Below are 15,914 nucleotides of genomic sequence, written 5' to 3' on the forward strand. Positions count from 1 at the left end.
ATGGCGGGTACGGACAACTGGTCGAATCCCGTCTCGCCTGAGACCTCGGCGGGACTCGGAGCGGTCACCAAAGCGCGCTCGAACAAGCTCCGTTCGCGTCACGTGACGATGATCACCCTGGGCGGGATCATCGGCGCCAGTCTGTTCGTCGGCTCCGGCAACGTCATCCGGACGGTCGGCCCCGCGGCCGTCCTGTCCTACCTCGTCGGCGGCCTCCTGGTGTTCTTCGCCATGCGCATGCTCGGCGAGATGGCGGCATCCCGTCCCGCGATCGGGTCGTTCATGGAGTACGCCCGCGTCGGGCTGGGCGACTGGGCGGCCTACCTCGTGGGTTGGCTCTACTGGTACTTCTGGGTCGGCGTCCTCGCCTACGAGGCGGTGCTCGGCGGCGAGACGATGAACACCTGGATCCCCGCCCTGCCGTCCTGGGCGTGGTCGCTCATCCTCATCGCGATCTTCGTGGGGACGAACGTCATCTCGGTGCGGACCTTCGGCGAGGTGGAGTTCTGGCTCGCGAGCATCAAAGTGCTCGCCATCGTCGTGTTCCTGGGCGCCGGCATCCTGTTCGCCCTGGGGCTCTGGCCGAACGCGACGGTCGCCGTCCCCAACCTGTGGGAGCATGGCGGCTTCGCCCCCAACGGCATCGGCGTGGCCTTCACGGGCGTCGCGCTCGTGATCTTCTCGTACTTCGGCACGGAGATCGCCGTCATGGCCTCGGCCGAATCGGTCGATCCCGCCAAGGGCATCCGGCAGGCCACGAGCACGATCATCTGGCGCATCCTGCTCTTCTTCGTCGGCTCGGTCCTCGTCATCGTGACCGTCGTCCCGTGGGACGAGCTCCCCGTGCCGACCGACGTCGCGAATGCGCCGTTCACGATCGCGCTGGCGAAGTTCGGCATCCCCGGAGCCGACGTCATCATGCAGCTCGTCATCTTCACGGCTGTCATCTCGGTGCTCAACTCGGGGCTTTACTCGGCGTCGCGTATGTTCGCCGCCCTCGCCGACAAGGGGTTCGCCCCGAAGGTCGTCGCGACCCGCTCGCGAACGGGCGTCCCCGTCATCGCGCTGCTCGCCTCCACCATCGGCGGACTGATCGCGACGCTCGTCAACTTCGTCGCACCCAGTTCGGGAATCTTCGACTTCATCATGAACTCGGCCGGTCTCGTGGCCCTGTTCGTCTACGTCTTCATCGCTCTCACGCAGATGCGTCTGCGGCAGAAGATGACCCCCGACGAGGTCGCGAAGCTGAAGCTCAAGGTATGGCTGCACCCGTGGCTCAACATCCTCCTCATCGCGGCCATCGCCGCCGTCGTGGCCGTCATGCTGACGTCCGAGTCCGGCCGGTCGCAGGTGTGGACGAGTCTCATCGCCACGGCTGTGCTGCTCGTGTTCTGGCCGCTCGTTCGTCGCAACCTCCGTCGCCGTCCCGACCACGCGTCGAACGAGCGCATCCCCTCCAACGAAGGAGTCGTGAATGACTGAGATCACCCGAGACGTCGTCATCGTGGGCGCCGGCGCCGCCGGCCTCACCGCCGCGAACGAATTGCGCAAGGCCGGCCTGTCCGTCGCCGTCCTCGAGGCGCGCGAGCGCGTCGGCGGGCGTCTGTGGACCGACGTCATCGACGGCGCCATGCTCGAGCTCGGCGGGCAGTGGGTCTCGCCCGACCAGGACGCGCTCATCGACACGGTCGCCGAGCTGGGTCTCGACACCTTCAGCCGCTACCGCGAAGGAGACAGCGTCTACGTCGGACCCGACGGCACCGTCTCGCGCTTCACGGGGGAGATGTTCCCCGTGAGCCCCGAGACCGAACGGACGATCGACGAGATCACCCGGCGTCTCGACGCGATGGTCGCCGAGATCGACCCCGACCGTCCCTTCGCGCACCCGAAGGCCGCCGAGTGGGACACGATCACGTGGGATGCGTGGCTGCGCCAGCAGACCGACGACGATGAGGCGGTCCGCAACCTCGCGTTCGCGACCGGATCCGCCATGCTCACCAAGCCCACGCACGCGTTCTCGCTGCTGCAGTCGCTGCTCATGGCGGCGAGCGCGGGCAGCTACTCGCACCTCGTCGACGCGGACTTCATCCTCGACAAGCGCGTCGTCGGAGGACTCCAGCAGGTTCCCGTCCTCCTGGCCGAGCGGCTCGGCGACGACGTCTTCCTGAACCGTCCCGTCCGCACCATCGAGTGGTCGGATGCCGGGGTCACGGCGCACGCGGACGGACTGACGGTCCGCGCCCGGAGCGCCGTCCTCGCCGTCGCACCCGTGCTCTACAACCGCATCTCCTTCGTCCCGCCGATGCCGCGCCTGCAGCACCAGATGCACCAGCACATCTCGATGGGCTTCGTCATCAAGGTCCACGCCGTGTACGAGATGCCGTTCTGGCGCGAGAAGGGGCTCTCGGGCACCGCGTTCAGCCCGTACGAGATCTGCCACGAGGCGTACGACAACACGAACCACGACGACCCGCGCGGGACGCTCGTGGGCTTCGTCTCGGACCGGAACGCCGACGACATGTTCCGCCTCAGCGCGGAGGAGCGCAAGGAACGGATCCTCGAGTCGCTGTCGCACTACTACGGTCCCGAGGCGAAGGACCCCGTCGTCTACTACGAGAGCGATTGGGGCACCGAGGAGTGGACCCGCGGCGCGTACGCGGCCAGCTTCGACCTCGGTGGTCTGCACCGCTACGGCGCCGACGTCCGCACCCCGGTAGGCCCGATCCAGTTCGCGTGCAGCGACATCGCCGGTGCCGGCTACCAGCACGTCGACGGCGCGATCCGCATGGGACGCCTCGCCGCGCGGAACATCCTCGCGGACGGCCGGGTATGAGCAGCCGCATCGTCGTCGGGTACACCGCGACGAAGGCGGGCCGCGATGCGGTGGCCGTCGCGGGCGGGATCGCGGCGGCATCCGGATCCGAACTCGACATCGTCCTCGTCCTGCCGGGGGAGGGGCGGAGCGTCATCACCCCGCCCGACGCCTCGTACGATCGGTACCTGCTCGGTCAGGCGGAGTCCTGGCTCGCAGAGGCCGCCGCGTCGGTGCAGACGGGCGTCGTGCACCGTGAGCACGCGCGCTACGCCGAGTCGTTCGCCGAGGGGCTCGTCGAGGCCGCCGACGAGTTCGGCGCGACGCACCTCGTCGTCGGTGCGGCAGACGGCGGCGCCCGCGGACGGCACCGGCTCGGTTCCACGACGAGCCAGCTCCTGCACTCCTCCGACGTGCCGGTCGTCCTCGTGCCGCGCGGTGCCCGCAAGCGGGTGACGGATGCCGGTGTCCCACGCCTCACCGTCGCCGTCGGCACGCGTGCCGGAGCGGACGTCCTCCTCGAGGAGGCCGTCGCCCTCGCCTCGGCGACCGGTGCCTCGCTGCGGCTCGTCTCGCTCGTGACGGTCGACCTGCCGGCATCCGTCGACACGGGTGTCATCCGCCTCGCCGGCGCGGCGCACGCCGAGCAGGTCCTCACCGATGTGCTCGCGGCGATCCCGGAGGGGGTCCGCGCCGACATCGTGACCGCCAAGGGCGACAGCATCGAGGACGCCGTCGCGCACCTCGACTGGCTGCCGGGAGAACTGATCCTCGTCGGGTCGAGCCGGCTCGCCCAGCCGCGCCGCCTCTTCCTCGGTTCCGTCGCCGCGAAGCTCCTGAGCGAGATCCCGGTCCCGATGGTCGTCGTCCCCCGTACCCGTACCACCGACCCGTCCCGCTGACCCGAAGGAGCTCGACGATGAGCCAGCACGCAGCAGAGAAGGCCCCCGTCGCCGACGGCGGCCTCTCGAAGAAGGGCCTCAGCGCCGGGACGATCGGCCTCATCGGGGCTGTCGTCATCGGCATCTCCTGCATCGCGCCGGCGTACACGTTCACGGCCGCCGTGGGGCCGACGGCCTCCGTCGTGGGCTCGCAGATCCCGGCGATCATCCTCGTGGGGTTCATCCCCATGCTGCTGGTGGCCTTCGGCTACCGCGAACTGAACAACCGGATGCCGGATGCCGGGACGTCGTTCACGTGGGCAACCCGCGCCTTCGGTCCGTGGATCGGATGGATGGCCGGCTGGGGCCTCGTCGTCGCGACGATCCTCGTGCTGTCGAACCTCGCGGGAGTCGCGGTGGAGTTCCTCTTCCTCCTGATCTCCCAGATCACCGGCAACCCGGGGATCGCCGACCTGGCGTTCATCCTGCCGATCAACATCGGCGTCTGTCTGCTGTTCATGCTCGCCGCCACGTGGATCTCGTACCGCGACATGCAGACGACGCAGAAGCTCCAGTACGTCCTCGTCACGTTCCAGATCGCCGTGCTCGTCCTGTTCGCGGTCGTCGCGATCGTCCAGGCGGTCAGCGGCGGCGGATTCGACCCGCAACCGTTCGACCTCGAATGGTTCAACCCGTTCGCGGTGTCCTCGTTCGGTGCCTTCGCCGCCGGGCTTTCGCTGTCGATCTTCATCTTCTGGGGGTGGGACGTCACGCTGACGATGAACGAGGAGACGAAGGACCCCGAGCGTACGCCGGGTCGAGCCGCCACTGTCACGGTCATCACCATCGTCTCGCTGTACCTGCTTCTGGCGGTGGCGATGATCATGTTCGCCGGCGTCGGCACAGGGGAGCTCGGCCTCGGCAACGAGGACATCCAGGCGAACGTGTTCTTCTTCCTGTCCGATCCGGTGCTCGGGCCGCTCGCCTTCCTCGTCTCCCTCGCCGTCCTCACGAGCTCCGCGTCCTCGCTGCAGTCCACGTTCGTGGGACCCGCGCGGACGCTCCTGGCGATGGGGCACTACGGCGCCCTGCCACCCTCGTTTGCGAAGGTCAGCCCGCGGTTCTTCACGCCGGGTTACGCCACCGTCGTCTCCGCGATCGTGGCCTCCGCCTTCTACGCCGTGATGCGCATCGTCAGCGAGGACACGTTGTGGGACACGATCCTCACCCTTGGCATGATGATCTGCTTCTACTACGGCATCACGGCCTTCGCGTGCGTCTGGTACTTCCGCAAGCAGTGGTTCGACTCGGTGAGAAACGTGTTCTTCACGTTCCTCTTCCCACTGATCGGCGGCGTGATCCTCGCCGTACTGTTCGTGACGACCCTCGTCGACTCGATGGACCCCGCCTACGGGTCCGGTTCGCAGATCTTCGGCGTCGGGATCGTCTTCATCCTCGGCATGCTGATCATCGTCGTCGGGATCGTCACGATGATCTGGCAGTCGATCCGTCGTCCCGCGTTCTTCCGTGGCCAGACCCTGTCCCTCGACGCACCCCCCAGCGCGCGAAAGCTGCGCGCAGAAAGTGAGACCCTCCGATGACGTCCCGCGAGTCCGACCTCCTGTCCCGCATCCCGAACCAGCTCTTCATCGGGGGTGAGTGGGTGGATGCCGAGGGGGCGAAGACCCTCGACGTGGTCGACCCGTCGACGGGCGAGGTCATCCGCAGCATCGCGGACGCGTCCCCGGCCGACGGCATCCGCGCCCTCGATGCCGCCGTCGCCGTGCAGGAGGCCTGGGCGGCGACCGCCCCCCGCGAGCGGAGCGAGATCCTCCGCCGGGCGTTCGACCTGGTGCAGGAGCGCAAGGAGGACCTCGCGCTCCTCATGACGCTCGAGATGGGCAAGCCGCTCGCCGAGTCCCGTGGCGAGGTCGCCTACGGCGGCGAGTTCCTCCGCTGGTTCAGCGAAGAAGCGGTCCGCATCTCGGGCCGGTACGGCATGAACCCCGAAGGGACCGGGCGCATCGTCGTCTCGCAGCGTCCCGTCGGGCCGTCGTTCTTCATCACCCCGTGGAACTTCCCGCTCGCGATGGCGACCCGCAAGATCGCCCCGGCGCTCGCCGCCGGCTGCACCGTCGTGATCAAGCCCGCCGAACTCACGCCTCTGACGACGCTGTTCTTCGTCGAACTGCTCGCCGAAGCCGGCGTCCCCGCCGGTGTCGTCAACGTCATCACCACGGCATCGTCGGGCGCGGTCTCCGGGCCGATCATCGCCGACCCGCGACTGCGGAAGCTGTCCTTCACCGGATCGACACCGGTGGGCCAGAAGCTCATCGCGCAGGCCGCCGAGGGTGTCCTCCGCGTCTCGATGGAACTCGGCGGCAACGCCCCGTTCGTCGTGTTCGACGACGCCGACCTCGACAAGGCGGTGGACGGCGCCATGCTCGCGAAGTTCCGCAACATCGGCCAGGCCTGCACGGCGGCGAACCGCTTCATCGTGCACGAGTCGGTGGCCGCCGAGTTCTCGCGCCGCGTCGCCGACCGGGTCCGCGAGATGACCGTGGGTCGCGGTACCGAGGACGGCGTGCAGATCGGACCCCTCATCGACGACCGTGCGGTGTCGAAGGCGAAGGACCTCGTCGGCGACGCCGTCGAGCGGGGGGCCCGCATCGTCGTCGGCGGCAACGCCCTGGAAGGACCCGGCACGTTCTACGAGCCGACCGTCGTCGAAGGCGTCGTCCCCGGCAGTGCGATCCTCCGCGAGGAGATCTTCGGCCCGGTCCTCGCCATCAGCACGTTCTCGGACGAGGACGAGGCCGTGCGCCTCGCGAACGACACCGAGTACGGCCTCGTCTCGTACGTCTTCACCCAGGACCTCGCCCGCGGGCACCGCATGATCGACCGCCTCGAGACGGGGATGATGGGGCTCAACGTCGGTGTCGTCTCGAACGCGGCAGCGCCCTTCGGCGGCGTGAAGCAGTCGGGCATCGGCCGCGAGGGTGGCCTCGAAGGCATCCACGAGTACCTGAACGTGAAGTACACCCTGATCCCGGCCTGACCGGATCCCCTGACCGACCGGAATCACTGGAGAGAATCATGAGCGACTACGCCGTCATCGACCCCGCCACCGGCGAGACCCACGCGACGTACCCCACCGCCACCGCCGACGAGGTGGAGCGCGCCCTCGGGGCCGCCGACGAGGCCGCCCGGGGGTGGGGGCGGACCTCCACTCCCACCGAGCGCGCCGACCTCCTGCGCCGTGCGGCGCAGCTGCACCGCGAGCGGCGCGAGGACCTCGCGAAGATCATCGTCCGCGAGATGGGCAAGCAGATCGACGGTGCCCTCGGCGAGGTCGACTTCGCCGCCGACATCACCGAGTACTACGCCGACCACATCGACGAGATCACCGCCGACGCGCCGATCCCGATCGAGGGGGAGGGGACCGCCGTCATCCGCAAGGCCCCGCTGGGCGTCCTCCTCGGCGTCATGCCCTGGAACTTCCCGTACTACCAGGTGGCCCGGTTCGCCGCCCCCAACATCGCGGTCGGCAACACGATCCTGCTCAAGCACGCACCGCAGTGTCCCGAGTCGGCGGCCGCCATCGAGGCGATCTATCGCGATGCGGGCTTCCCGGCGGGGGTCTACACGAACGTGTACCTCACGAACGAGCAGGCCGCCGACGTGATCGCGGACACGCGTGTGCACGGTGCATCGGTGACGGGGTCGGAGCGCGCCGGCGCCGCCGTCGCCGAGGTCGCCGGACGCAACCTCAAGAAGGTCGCCCTCGAGCTCGGTGGCTCGGACCCGTTCATCGTGCTGTCGGCCGACGACATCGACGCGGTCGCGCAGGCCGCCGTCGACGCGCGTCTCGACAACACGGGCCAGTCCTGCAACGGCGCGAAGCGCTTCATCGTCGTCGACGGCCTGTACGACGCGTTCGTCGAGGCGTTCACAGCGAAGATGTCGGCGGCATCGGTGGGCGACCCGTGGAGCACCGACACCGTCCTCGGCCCGCTCTCGTCGGTCGCTGCGGCCGAGCGTCTCGAGAAGCAGATCCAGGATGCCGCGGCCCAGGGCGCGACGATCGTCACCGGCGGCACGCGCGACGGGGCGTTCTTCGCGCCGACCGTCCTGACGGACGTCACCCCCGAGATGGACGTCTACCGCGAGGAGCTGTTCGGTCCCGCCGGCGTCGTCTACCGCGTGGCCGATGAGGACGAGGCGGTCCGCGTCGCCAACGACACCCCGTTCGGCCTCGGGTCCTACGTCTACACGACCGACCCCGAGCAGGCGACCCGCGTCGCCGACCGGATCGAGGCGGGCATGGTCTACGTCAACCTCGTCCTCGCCGACGAGCCGGGCCTGCCCTTCGGCGGCATCAAGCGCAGCGGCACCGGCCGTGAGCTGGGCCTGCTGGCAGCCGACGAGTTCGTCAACAAGAAGCTCGTCCGCATCGGCTGAACGAGTCGTGAGGGGCGGCATCCGATCGGATGCCGCCCCTCACCGTTCCCGCTCAGGCCGAGGTCGTCGCGCGGACCTCCGCGGCGTCGCCGTGGCGACCGAGACCCTCGTAGACGTCGCCGAGTTCCAGCGCCGCCTGCTGGCGGAGCGGCTCGTTCTCGCTCGTGGTCGCGTGCTCGATGGCGGCCCGGTAGAGCGGGACGGCATCGGCCGCTCGCTCGGCGCCGACGAGCAGCCGGGCGGCGAGGAGTTCCGAACCGGCGCCCGAGCCGGCGTCGCCGGCCTGAGCGAACCCGTCCGCGGCCTGGAGTGCGGTCGCGACCGCTTCGTCGGTGCGCTGACGCGCGGCCAGCAGGCGGGCGCGCGTGTCGAGCACGTCGGCGACGTACCAGTGCGCTTCGTTGGCGCGACCGAGCGCCAGCGCCTGGTCGATGACGTCGAACGCGTCTTCGTCGCCGCGCTGCATCTTCGCCTGCGCGAGCAGGTGGAGCGCCTCGGCGTGCAGGCCGATCTGCTCCTCGCGGCCGGCGATCAGTGCGATGGCGGTGTCGAGCGCGATCACGGAGTCGTCGTACTCGCCGAAGTTGCCGAGGTGGCGGCCCTGCGCCACCAGCGCGAAGGCCTGGCCCTCGGCCTCGCCCGCCTCTTCGTGGAGGTCGGCGGCGAAGCCCCACGCTCCGACGGCGTTCCCGAAGTCGCGGGCGCCCTCGTAGGCCCCGGCGAGAAGCCCCACCGTGATCGCGCGCGATCCGGCGGGCACCTCAGCGGCGGTCTCGTCCGAGAGGACCTGGTGGAGCGCGTCGACCGCCTCCTCCGGCATCCCGGCGGAGATCATGGCCCGGCCCAGCCGGTACCGCGGATCGGCCGTGGGAGCACCCGCCGATTCGAACCGCTCGACGGCGGATCGGTAGCGACCCGCGGCGAGGGAAGCGGCTCCCGCGTCCTCGTGCAGGGCTCCGGCCAGGACGAAGGCCTCGCCGACGCGCAGGTCGTCCGCGCCCAGCGAGAGGAGCAGTCTCACCGCTTCGTCTGCGGCGGCCGCGCCCTCGGCGAACTCCTCGGCCACGCCGTGCAGGCGGGCCTTCGCCGCGAGAGCCCGCGCCCGACGGCCGTCGCTGATCGGTTCCGAGAGCAGTGCGTCCAGATCGGCGCGGGCATCGTCGAAGAGCGACGCGGATGCCGCGGCGTCGACCGCGAGCAGTCGCACGCCCTGCGCGCGCACCGCGTCGCCGGCCTCGAGGAACAGGCGCACGCCCTCGCGCGCGTCGTCGCGGGCCTCTGCGAACGATCCCTCATACATCTTCGCGACCGCCAGCGTCGCGACCAGGTCGGCCCGGACCGCGGGGGGAGCGCCGACAGCGGCGGCCGCCTCGGCTCGGAGGGCGTCGCCGGCCTCCGCCAGATCCTTCCCGAAGAGGATCAGGCCGAGGCGGTCCTCGAGATCGGCCTGCTCGGCGTGGCCGGCGGCGCGCAGGATGGCCAGGCGCTCGGGGAGGAACGCCTCGGCCTCGTCGATCCGATCGGTGGCGACGAGGCCGCCCAGCAGGTGGGACGAAAGTGTCCCGCGCTCAGCGGGATCGGCATCCGTCAACAGGTCGCGGAGCGGGTCGATCGCGGCGGACGAGCCGGCGTGTGCGAGGGCGACGGCGCGCGCGACCCGGTCCTCCCGCGTGAGGACGGGAGCTGCCGCGACCACCGTCGAGAAGTCGTGCGAGCGGATCGGCACGTCGTAGCGCTCCGTGCCGATCTCGCGCAGGCGCTCGAGGTTCCGGGTGTGGGCGTCCGTGCCGTTGCGGCGGTCGAAGGCGTCGGCGATCGAGCCCGCGGCGGCCCAGGCGGCGGTCGCGAGGTCGTCGACGCGCCACGGGCCGTCGTGTTCGCCGAAGACGGGGACCAGGTTCTCCGCGTCCGAGCCGCGGACGGTGAGCTCCGGGTGGCCGGCCGCAGCGACGGCGTCGAGGGCCAGTGCGAACGCGCCGAGGGCCGTGCCGTGTCCGTCGGCGTCGAGACCGTCGTGGACGAGCCACGGCAGGTGGCGCTCGACGAGGGCGAGGGCGCGCGCCTCGTTGCCGGTGACGGCGCAGAACACGACGTTCTTCGCGACGATCGCGAGGTTGTCGGGGTTGTCCTTCGCGAGGCGGTAGCTGCGCAGGTGCGCGGTTCGGGCCTCGTCGAGCATCCCCGCGTGCAGGTAGGGGAGGAGGATGCGCGCCAGCGCGTGCTCGGGCTCTTCGCCGCACGAAAAGCCGTTCTCGATCATCTCGCCGACGAGACGGATGGCGTCCTCCTCGCGGCCGGTCTCGATGAAGAACCCGGCGAACTGGCTGCGCACGCACGCGTCGCAGTGGCTGTAGTCGTCGCGGGGGGTCGCCTCGAGCGTCCGCTGCAGCTCCGTCGCCTCGTCGATGCGCCCCGCGGCCCAGGCATCCTCGAATCGGGCCATGAGCACCCCGCTGGGACCGACGCCCGCGCGCTGATAGTGGGCTTCCATGTCGTCGAGCACGGCGGCGATCTGCTCGGAGGGGAACTCCGGCGAGTTGCCGAGGGCGCTCGCCATCCACTTGTACTGCCACAGCACGTCGCCGGCGCCGTCGACCTCGGCGGGGAACCGCTCCGGGTCGGCGTCGTGGTGGGCCAGGCACCACGCGAACGACGTCAGCATGAGGTCGGTGTCGCCACCCATGTTGGCGCTCGAGGTCTGCCGCAGGCGGGCCTCGTACTCCAGGCGCTCGTCGCCGCTCTCCTGGGCCAGCGCGACCGCCTGTGCGACGAGGGCCTGCTCCTGCGGGCCCCACGGGGTGTTGTCGATCTCGTCGAAGAGGGATCGGATGCGGGTGGCATAGCCGGTCATGAGGCTCCTTCTGTCGCGGGCGGGATGTCGGTGTCGATCGCGCGGTCGACCAGCTCCGAGAGTGCGGTCGACATCATCGTGCGGTCGCGCGGTCCGAGGGGGTGGTGGCCCGCGAGCAGCGACTGCACGTACAGCAGCTGCACGCTCAGGTCGAACACGCGACCCGCCGGGGTCGCGGCGAGCTTGCGGATCACCGGGTTCGTCCAGTTGAGGCAGAGTCGCGCGGCAGGCTCCTCCGCCCCGCGGCCCGACACGACGCTCGCGGCCCGGTCGAGGACGCCGCCCCACAGGGCCCCGCCGGCGCTGCGTGCCCGGCCGCGATCGAGTGCGCGCAGGACTTCGGGGTCGGCGACGAACAGACCCGGGAGCTCCGGACGCTCGAAGGTGCGGACGGCGACGACCACGTCCTCGAGTGCGGCCCGGGCCCGGTCTTCGAGAGCGGTCGCCGCAGCGCGGTCGTCGAGCGGCGCCAGATCGAGACGGTCGATCTCGCCGACGACGTCGACGCGCTCCACCTCGACACCGGGGAACAGCTCCGGGATCCGGCGGACGAGGTCCGCGTCGTAGAGGTAGCCGCCGTTGACGAGGATGCCGCCGGCAGAGGTCATGCTGGCGACCTGGCGGAACTCGTCGACGCTCTCGGCGTAGCGCACCAGCGGGAAACGGCGGGCGATCTCCTCGATGCGCAACCGCCCGGCGGTCGTGTCGACCGACAGCCATCGCACGATGAACCGGGCGAGTTCGTCGTCGTGGCGGACGAGCGATTTGAGGGCCACCTCGTGGATCGACACGAACTGCGACAGCCGCAGGGGGTCCTGCAGTGCTGCGTCGAGGATCCAGCGGCGGATCGCCTCGCCGATCTCCTGCCGGGTCTGCTCGAGCGCGTCGTCATCGACGAGCGACTCCCGACTGGCGGTGGGGTGCAGCGAGCCGGAGTCGACGACGGCCCGGGCGAAGAACGCCCAGGCGGGCAGCAGCTCGTCGGCGCGCTCGGTCAGCAACATCCGCCGCAGGTAGACACGGGTGCTCTGACGTGCCGTCGGGGGAGGGGCGAAGGGCAGGACGAAGGCCACGCCCCGCGTCTGCGTTCCCGGCACGTGCAGCGGGATGACGTCGAGAGGCTCGGCGCCGATGAGCTCGCGGCCGTAGGCGAGCTGTCGCTCCACGTCGCCGTCGAGGAAGGGCGCCGGTTCGGTCACGGTCGTCTCGCCGCCGCCGGGGAGGTCGACGACGACCGTGTGCGGCAGGTACCGGCCGAACGTCTCGGCGAGTTCCATGACGGTGCTCGTGCCGAGGAGCGCCCGGGTGTCGGCGCGCGGAGTCAGGTGCACGCTCGTTCCGACCGGGATGTCCTGGGCGTACGGCGCGACGGTGAAGGTGCCGTCCGAGTGGCCGGTCCACTCGACGGCAGCCGATCCGGCGGCGCTCCGTGAGCGGATGACGATCGTGTCGCACACCATGAAGCACGACAGCATCCCGATGCCGAACTGCCCCAGGAAGTCGCCGCGCGGCAGATCGAAGATGTCGCGTTTCGAGCTGCGTCCCACTGTCGCGAGCAGGTCCGCGACCTCGGTCTCGGTGAGACCCACGCCGTCGTCGCGCATCACGAACTCCGTCGACCCGTCGCTGACGGGTGTGATGCGGATGCGGCCGCCGCCCCCGTCGAGCGCCCGTCGCGCCGCGATCGCGTCGACGGCGTTCTGGAGCAGTTCGCGCAGGAACACCCGCGGGCTCGAGTAGATGTGGCGGCTCAGCAGGTCGATGACTCCGCGGAGGTCGACCTGGAACTGTTGGGCGGCAGTACTGTCGGTCACCGCGCTCCTCGGTAGTCGTCGTTCGTCCGATGCCGCACCCCCCGATGCACCGGCTGCGGGACGGCCGATCAAGCCTACCGACGGCGCCCGACGGCGACGAGGGATGCCGCGCGTTCGCCACCCTCCGAGCCATGCCGTATGCTTGTCCACGCAGTTGTCTGCATTCTTTTGCCGTGCCCATGGGCCCGGCAGGATGCGGATTCCCGGGTCGCAAGACCTTAGGGCGGTAGCTCAATTGGCAGAGCAGCGGTCTCCAAAACCGCAGGTTGCAGGTTCGATTCCTGTCCGCCCTGCGCGTCAGCGTCAGCTGACTCGAACCGAGCAACAGGTGGGTTGAATGGTCCAGGATGAGCCGAACGGCGAGGTCGTCGCTGCCAGCAGCGGCGCCACCCGTGAGAAGAAGCTCAACTTCTTCCAGCGAATCGCCCTCTTCATCCGCCAGGTGGTCGCCGAGCTTCGCAAGGTCGTCACGCCGACTCGCCAGGAGCTGGTCAAGTTCACGCTCGTCGTCCTGGGCTTCGTCGTGGTGGTGATGGCCATCGTGTACGGCCTCGACCTGCTCTTCACCTGGGTCGTCGACGTCGTCTTCGGCGTACCGAGCTGACGACCGGACGACCATCCGTCGCGGTGACGGGCGGCATCCCGGGCAACCGGACGCACCCGCTGTCGCCGCTGAACATCGAAGCCGAACCTGCAGGGAAGTGAATCACGTGACCGAGAGATATGTGGACGACGCCGACTGGTCGACCGCCGCAGAGCAGTCCAGCGAGGACGACGAAGCCCAGGAGGGCAACGTCCTGGCGAGCCAGGAGCGTTCCGCCGAGTCCGCCGAGCACGCCGCCCTGCACATCGAGGATGACGAGCCCGTCGAGGACGAGCCGACCGGAGAGGATGCCGTCGTGATCGAAGACCCCGAGGCAGACCGTATCGTCAACGACGCGCTCGAGATCGACCAGGCCGACGAGGCCGAGGCCGCCGCTGAGGTGCTCACCGAGTCTCTCGCCGACGAAGAGGAAGAGCGCGCCGCGGCAGCCGCCGACGAGGTGGCTCCGTACGACGGTCCCGAGCTCGGCGACGACGAGGACGAGACCTCCGACGACCCGTACGAGGCGTTCCGCCAGGAGCTCCGCTCCCTCGAGGGCAAGTGGTACGTCATCCACTCCTACGCCGGCTTCGAGCGCAAGGTGAAGGCCAACATCGAGCAGCGCAAGTCCACGCTCGAGGTCGAGGACGACATCTACCAGGTCGAGGTCCCCATGGAGGACGTCGTCGAGATCAAGAACGGCCAGCGCAAGATGGTCAACCGCGTGCGGATCCCCGGCTACGTGCTGGTCCGCATGGAGCTCAACGAGGACACCTGGTCCGTCGTGCGTCACACCCCCGGTGTCACCGGCTTCGTGGGCAACGCCCACAACCCGACGCCGCTGCGTTTCGAAGAGGCCTTCAACATGCTGAAGCCGCTCGTCGAGGCCAAGGAGGTCGCGCCCGCCAAGGGTGGCGCCGCCACGAAGGGCTCCGCCACGCAGGCCCGCTCGGTCATCACCGAGGTCGACTTCGAGATCGGCGAGACCATCACGATCAAGGAGGGTTCGTTCGCGGGCCTGCCCGGATCGATCTCCGAGATCAAGCCCGAGAGCGGCAAGCTCACCGTCCTCGTCTCGCTCTTCGAGCGCGAGACGCCGGTCGAGCTGTCGTTCGATCAGGTCACCAAGCAGTAAGCGCAGCATCGCGCGATGCGAAGGCCCCGCTCCGGCGGGGCCTTCGTCATGCTGGGGGATGCCGGATGCGGTAGACTCATGTGGTTTGTGCGCCGTTTCGTCGTGCGCGCAGACACCACCACGACCCGGATCCGCCGGGAGCGTGGGAGAACGAGGCATCCGCCTCGCTCGTGAAAGGAAGAGGAAATGGCACCGAAGAAGAAGGTGACCGGCCTGATCAAGCTTCAGATCAACGCCGGTGCAGCCAACCCGGCGCCGCCGATCGGCCCCGCGCTCGGTCAGCATGGCGTCAACATCATGGAGTTCTGCAAGGCGTACAACGCCGCGACCGAGTCGCAGCGCGGCAACGTCATCCCCGTCGAGATCACCGTCTACGAGGACCGCAGCTTCACGTTCATCCTGAAGACCCCGCCCGCCGCGGAGCTCATCAAGAAGGCCGCCGGTGTGGCCAAGGGTTCTGCGACCCCGCACACCACCAAGGTCGCGAAGCTCACCAAGGATCAGGTTCGCCAGATCGCCGAGACGAAGATGCCCGACCTGAACGCCAACGACATCGAGGCCGCCTCGCTGATCATCGCCGGCACCGCCCGTTCCATGGGCATCACGGTCGAGAGCTGAGGGGAACAGAACAATGGCTAAGTCCAAGGCTTACGAAGCAGCAGCGGCCAAGATCGACCGCTCCACGTTCTACTCCTCCGAGCAGGCTGTCGCCCTCGCCAAGGAGACCGGTTCGGCCAAGTTCGACTCGACCGTCGAGGTCGCGCTGAAGCTCGCCGTCGACCCGCGCAAGGCGGACCAGATGGTCCGTGGCACGGTCATCCTGCCCCACGGCACCGGCAAGACCGCCCGCGTCATCGTTTTCGCGACCGGTCCCGCCGCTGAAGCCGCTCTCGCCGCTGGTGCGGACGAGGTCGGTGGCGCCGAGCTCATCGAGAAGGTCGCCGGTGGCTACACCGCGTTCGACTCGGCAGTCTCGACCCCGGAGCTCATGGGCCAGGTCGGTCGCCTCGGAAAGGTCCTCGGACCCCGTGGCCTCATGCCGAACCCGAAGACCGGCACCGTGACCCCCAACCCGGCCAAGGCCGTCGAGGAGATCAAGGGCGGAAAGATCGAGTTCCGCGTCGACAAGCACGCCAACGTGCACTTCGTCGTCGGCAAGGCGTCCTTCTCGGAGGACCAGCTCAACGAGAACTTCAACGCCGCGCTCGAAGAGATCGTGCGTCTGAAGCCCTCGAGCTCGAAGGGCCGTTACATCCAGAAGGGCGCCATCTCGACCACGTTCGGTCCTGGCATCCCGCTGGACGTCAACGCTCTCGTCTGAGTCGTCCAGACAGTAAGGGGCTCCACCTCCGGGTGGGGCCCCTTCGTCGTTCCCGC

12 protein-coding genes and 1 tRNA gene are annotated in these 15,914 nt (G+C 69.4%); 11 read left to right on the forward strand and 2 right to left on the reverse strand.

The genetic code is table 11. The annotated features are described in order from the left end of the window. Genes H286_RS0110460 through H286_RS0110485 form a run of 6 tightly spaced genes read left to right on the forward strand, consistent with a single transcriptional unit; the run spans position 1 to position 8,154 of the window. Positions 1–1,482: an amino acid permease gene (locus H286_RS0110460; RefSeq protein WP_020098120.1), complete on the forward strand. Its 1,482-nt coding sequence runs from the start codon at positions 1–3 to the stop codon at positions 1,480–1,482. Continuing rightward, positions 1,475–2,833 (forward strand): flavin monoamine oxidase family protein, encoded by a 1,359-nt coding sequence (locus H286_RS0110465; RefSeq protein ID WP_020098121.1) that lies wholly within the window; start codon positions 1,475–1,477, stop codon positions 2,831–2,833. Before H286_RS0110460 ends, H286_RS0110465 begins: the two co-directional genes overlap by 8 nt. Beyond that, positions 2,830–3,714: a universal stress protein gene (locus H286_RS0110470; protein ID WP_018186952.1), complete on the forward strand. Its 885-nt coding sequence runs from the start codon at positions 2,830–2,832 to the stop codon at positions 3,712–3,714. The genes H286_RS0110465 and H286_RS0110470 overlap by 4 nt, the downstream gene beginning before the upstream one ends. A gap of 17 nt (positions 3,715–3,731) precedes the next feature. After that, positions 3,732–5,294: an APC family permease gene (locus H286_RS0110475; protein ID WP_018186953.1), complete on the forward strand. Its 1,563-nt coding sequence runs from the start codon at positions 3,732–3,734 to the stop codon at positions 5,292–5,294. Then, positions 5,291–6,751: an NAD-dependent succinate-semialdehyde dehydrogenase gene (locus tag H286_RS0110480; RefSeq protein ID WP_020098122.1), complete on the forward strand. Its 1,461-nt coding sequence runs from the start codon at positions 5,291–5,293 to the stop codon at positions 6,749–6,751. The genes H286_RS0110475 and H286_RS0110480 overlap by 4 nt, the downstream gene beginning before the upstream one ends. Before the next feature lie 38 nt (positions 6,752–6,789). Then, positions 6,790–8,154 carry an NAD-dependent succinate-semialdehyde dehydrogenase gene (locus H286_RS0110485; RefSeq protein WP_020098123.1) on the forward strand — a complete coding sequence of 455 codons (1,365 nt, stop codon included), beginning with the start codon at positions 6,790–6,792 and terminating at the stop codon, positions 8,152–8,154. A gap of 52 nt (positions 8,155–8,206) precedes the next feature. Here H286_RS0110485 and H286_RS0110490 read toward each other — a convergent pair whose 3' ends face one another. Next, the gene (locus H286_RS0110490; protein ID WP_020098124.1) at positions 8,207–11,005 is read right to left on the reverse strand and encodes a hypothetical protein; all 2,799 of its coding nucleotides are present in this window, start codon (positions 11,003–11,005) and stop codon (positions 8,207–8,209) included. Beyond that, the gene (locus H286_RS0110495) at positions 11,002–12,819 is read right to left on the reverse strand and encodes an HSP90 family protein (protein ID WP_020098125.1); all 1,818 of its coding nucleotides are present in this window, start codon (positions 12,817–12,819) and stop codon (positions 11,002–11,004) included. Before H286_RS0110495 ends, H286_RS0110490 begins: the two co-directional genes overlap by 4 nt. A gap of 220 nt (positions 12,820–13,039) precedes the next feature. Between H286_RS0110495 and H286_RS0110500 the strand changes: the two genes are divergently transcribed. The 5 genes from H286_RS0110500 (at position 13,040) to rplA (ending at position 15,858) form a co-directional block, all read left to right on the forward strand. Beyond that, positions 13,040–13,112 (forward strand) — tRNA-Trp (locus H286_RS0110500). Between the two features lie 44 nt (positions 13,113–13,156). After that, positions 13,157–13,423 (forward strand): preprotein translocase subunit SecE, encoded by a 267-nt coding sequence (secE, locus tag H286_RS0110505; protein WP_018186958.1) that lies wholly within the window; start codon positions 13,157–13,159, stop codon positions 13,421–13,423. Between the two features lie 106 nt (positions 13,424–13,529). After that, positions 13,530–14,537 (forward strand): transcription termination/antitermination protein NusG, encoded by a 1,008-nt coding sequence (gene nusG, locus H286_RS0110510; RefSeq protein ID WP_026302872.1) that lies wholly within the window; start codon positions 13,530–13,532, stop codon positions 14,535–14,537. Between the two features lie 186 nt (positions 14,538–14,723). Continuing rightward, complete coding sequence (gene rplK / locus H286_RS0110515) at positions 14,724–15,155, forward strand: 50S ribosomal protein L11 (RefSeq protein ID WP_018186960.1); 432 nt, start codon at positions 14,724–14,726, stop codon at positions 15,153–15,155. A 13-nt stretch (positions 15,156–15,168) separates the two neighbouring features. Continuing rightward, positions 15,169–15,858, forward strand: a complete 690-nt coding sequence (gene rplA, locus H286_RS0110520; protein ID WP_018186961.1) for a 50S ribosomal protein L1 — start codon at positions 15,169–15,171, stop codon at positions 15,856–15,858. Positions 15,859–15,914 lie beyond the last annotated feature (56 nt).

This window comes from Microbacterium sp. 11MF, from assembly GCF_000383475.1.
Classification (GTDB): domain Bacteria; phylum Actinomycetota; class Actinomycetes; order Actinomycetales; family Microbacteriaceae; genus Microbacterium; species Microbacterium aquilitoris.

Coding starts and splice junctions, on each gene's coding strand:
- H286_RS0110460 (WP_020098120.1), top strand. CDS start 1: ATGGCGGGTACGGACAACTGGTCGAATCCCGTCTCGCCTGAGACCTCG.
- H286_RS0110465 (WP_020098121.1), top strand. CDS start 1,475: ATGACTGAGATCACCCGAGACGTCGTCATCGTGGGCGCCGGCGCCGCC.
- H286_RS0110470 (WP_018186952.1), top strand. CDS start 2,830: ATGAGCAGCCGCATCGTCGTCGGGTACACCGCGACGAAGGCGGGCCGC.
- H286_RS0110475 (WP_018186953.1), top strand. CDS start 3,732: ATGAGCCAGCACGCAGCAGAGAAGGCCCCCGTCGCCGACGGCGGCCTC.
- H286_RS0110480 (WP_020098122.1), top strand. CDS start 5,291: ATGACGTCCCGCGAGTCCGACCTCCTGTCCCGCATCCCGAACCAGCTC.
- H286_RS0110485 (WP_020098123.1), top strand. CDS start 6,790: ATGAGCGACTACGCCGTCATCGACCCCGCCACCGGCGAGACCCACGCG.
- H286_RS0110490 (WP_020098124.1), bottom strand. CDS start 11,005: ATGACCGGCTATGCCACCCGCATCCGATCCCTCTTCGACGAGATCGAC.
- secE (WP_018186958.1), top strand. CDS start 13,157: ATGGTCCAGGATGAGCCGAACGGCGAGGTCGTCGCTGCCAGCAGCGGC.
- rplK (WP_018186960.1), top strand. CDS start 14,724: ATGGCACCGAAGAAGAAGGTGACCGGCCTGATCAAGCTTCAGATCAAC.
- rplA (WP_018186961.1), top strand. CDS start 15,169: ATGGCTAAGTCCAAGGCTTACGAAGCAGCAGCGGCCAAGATCGACCGC.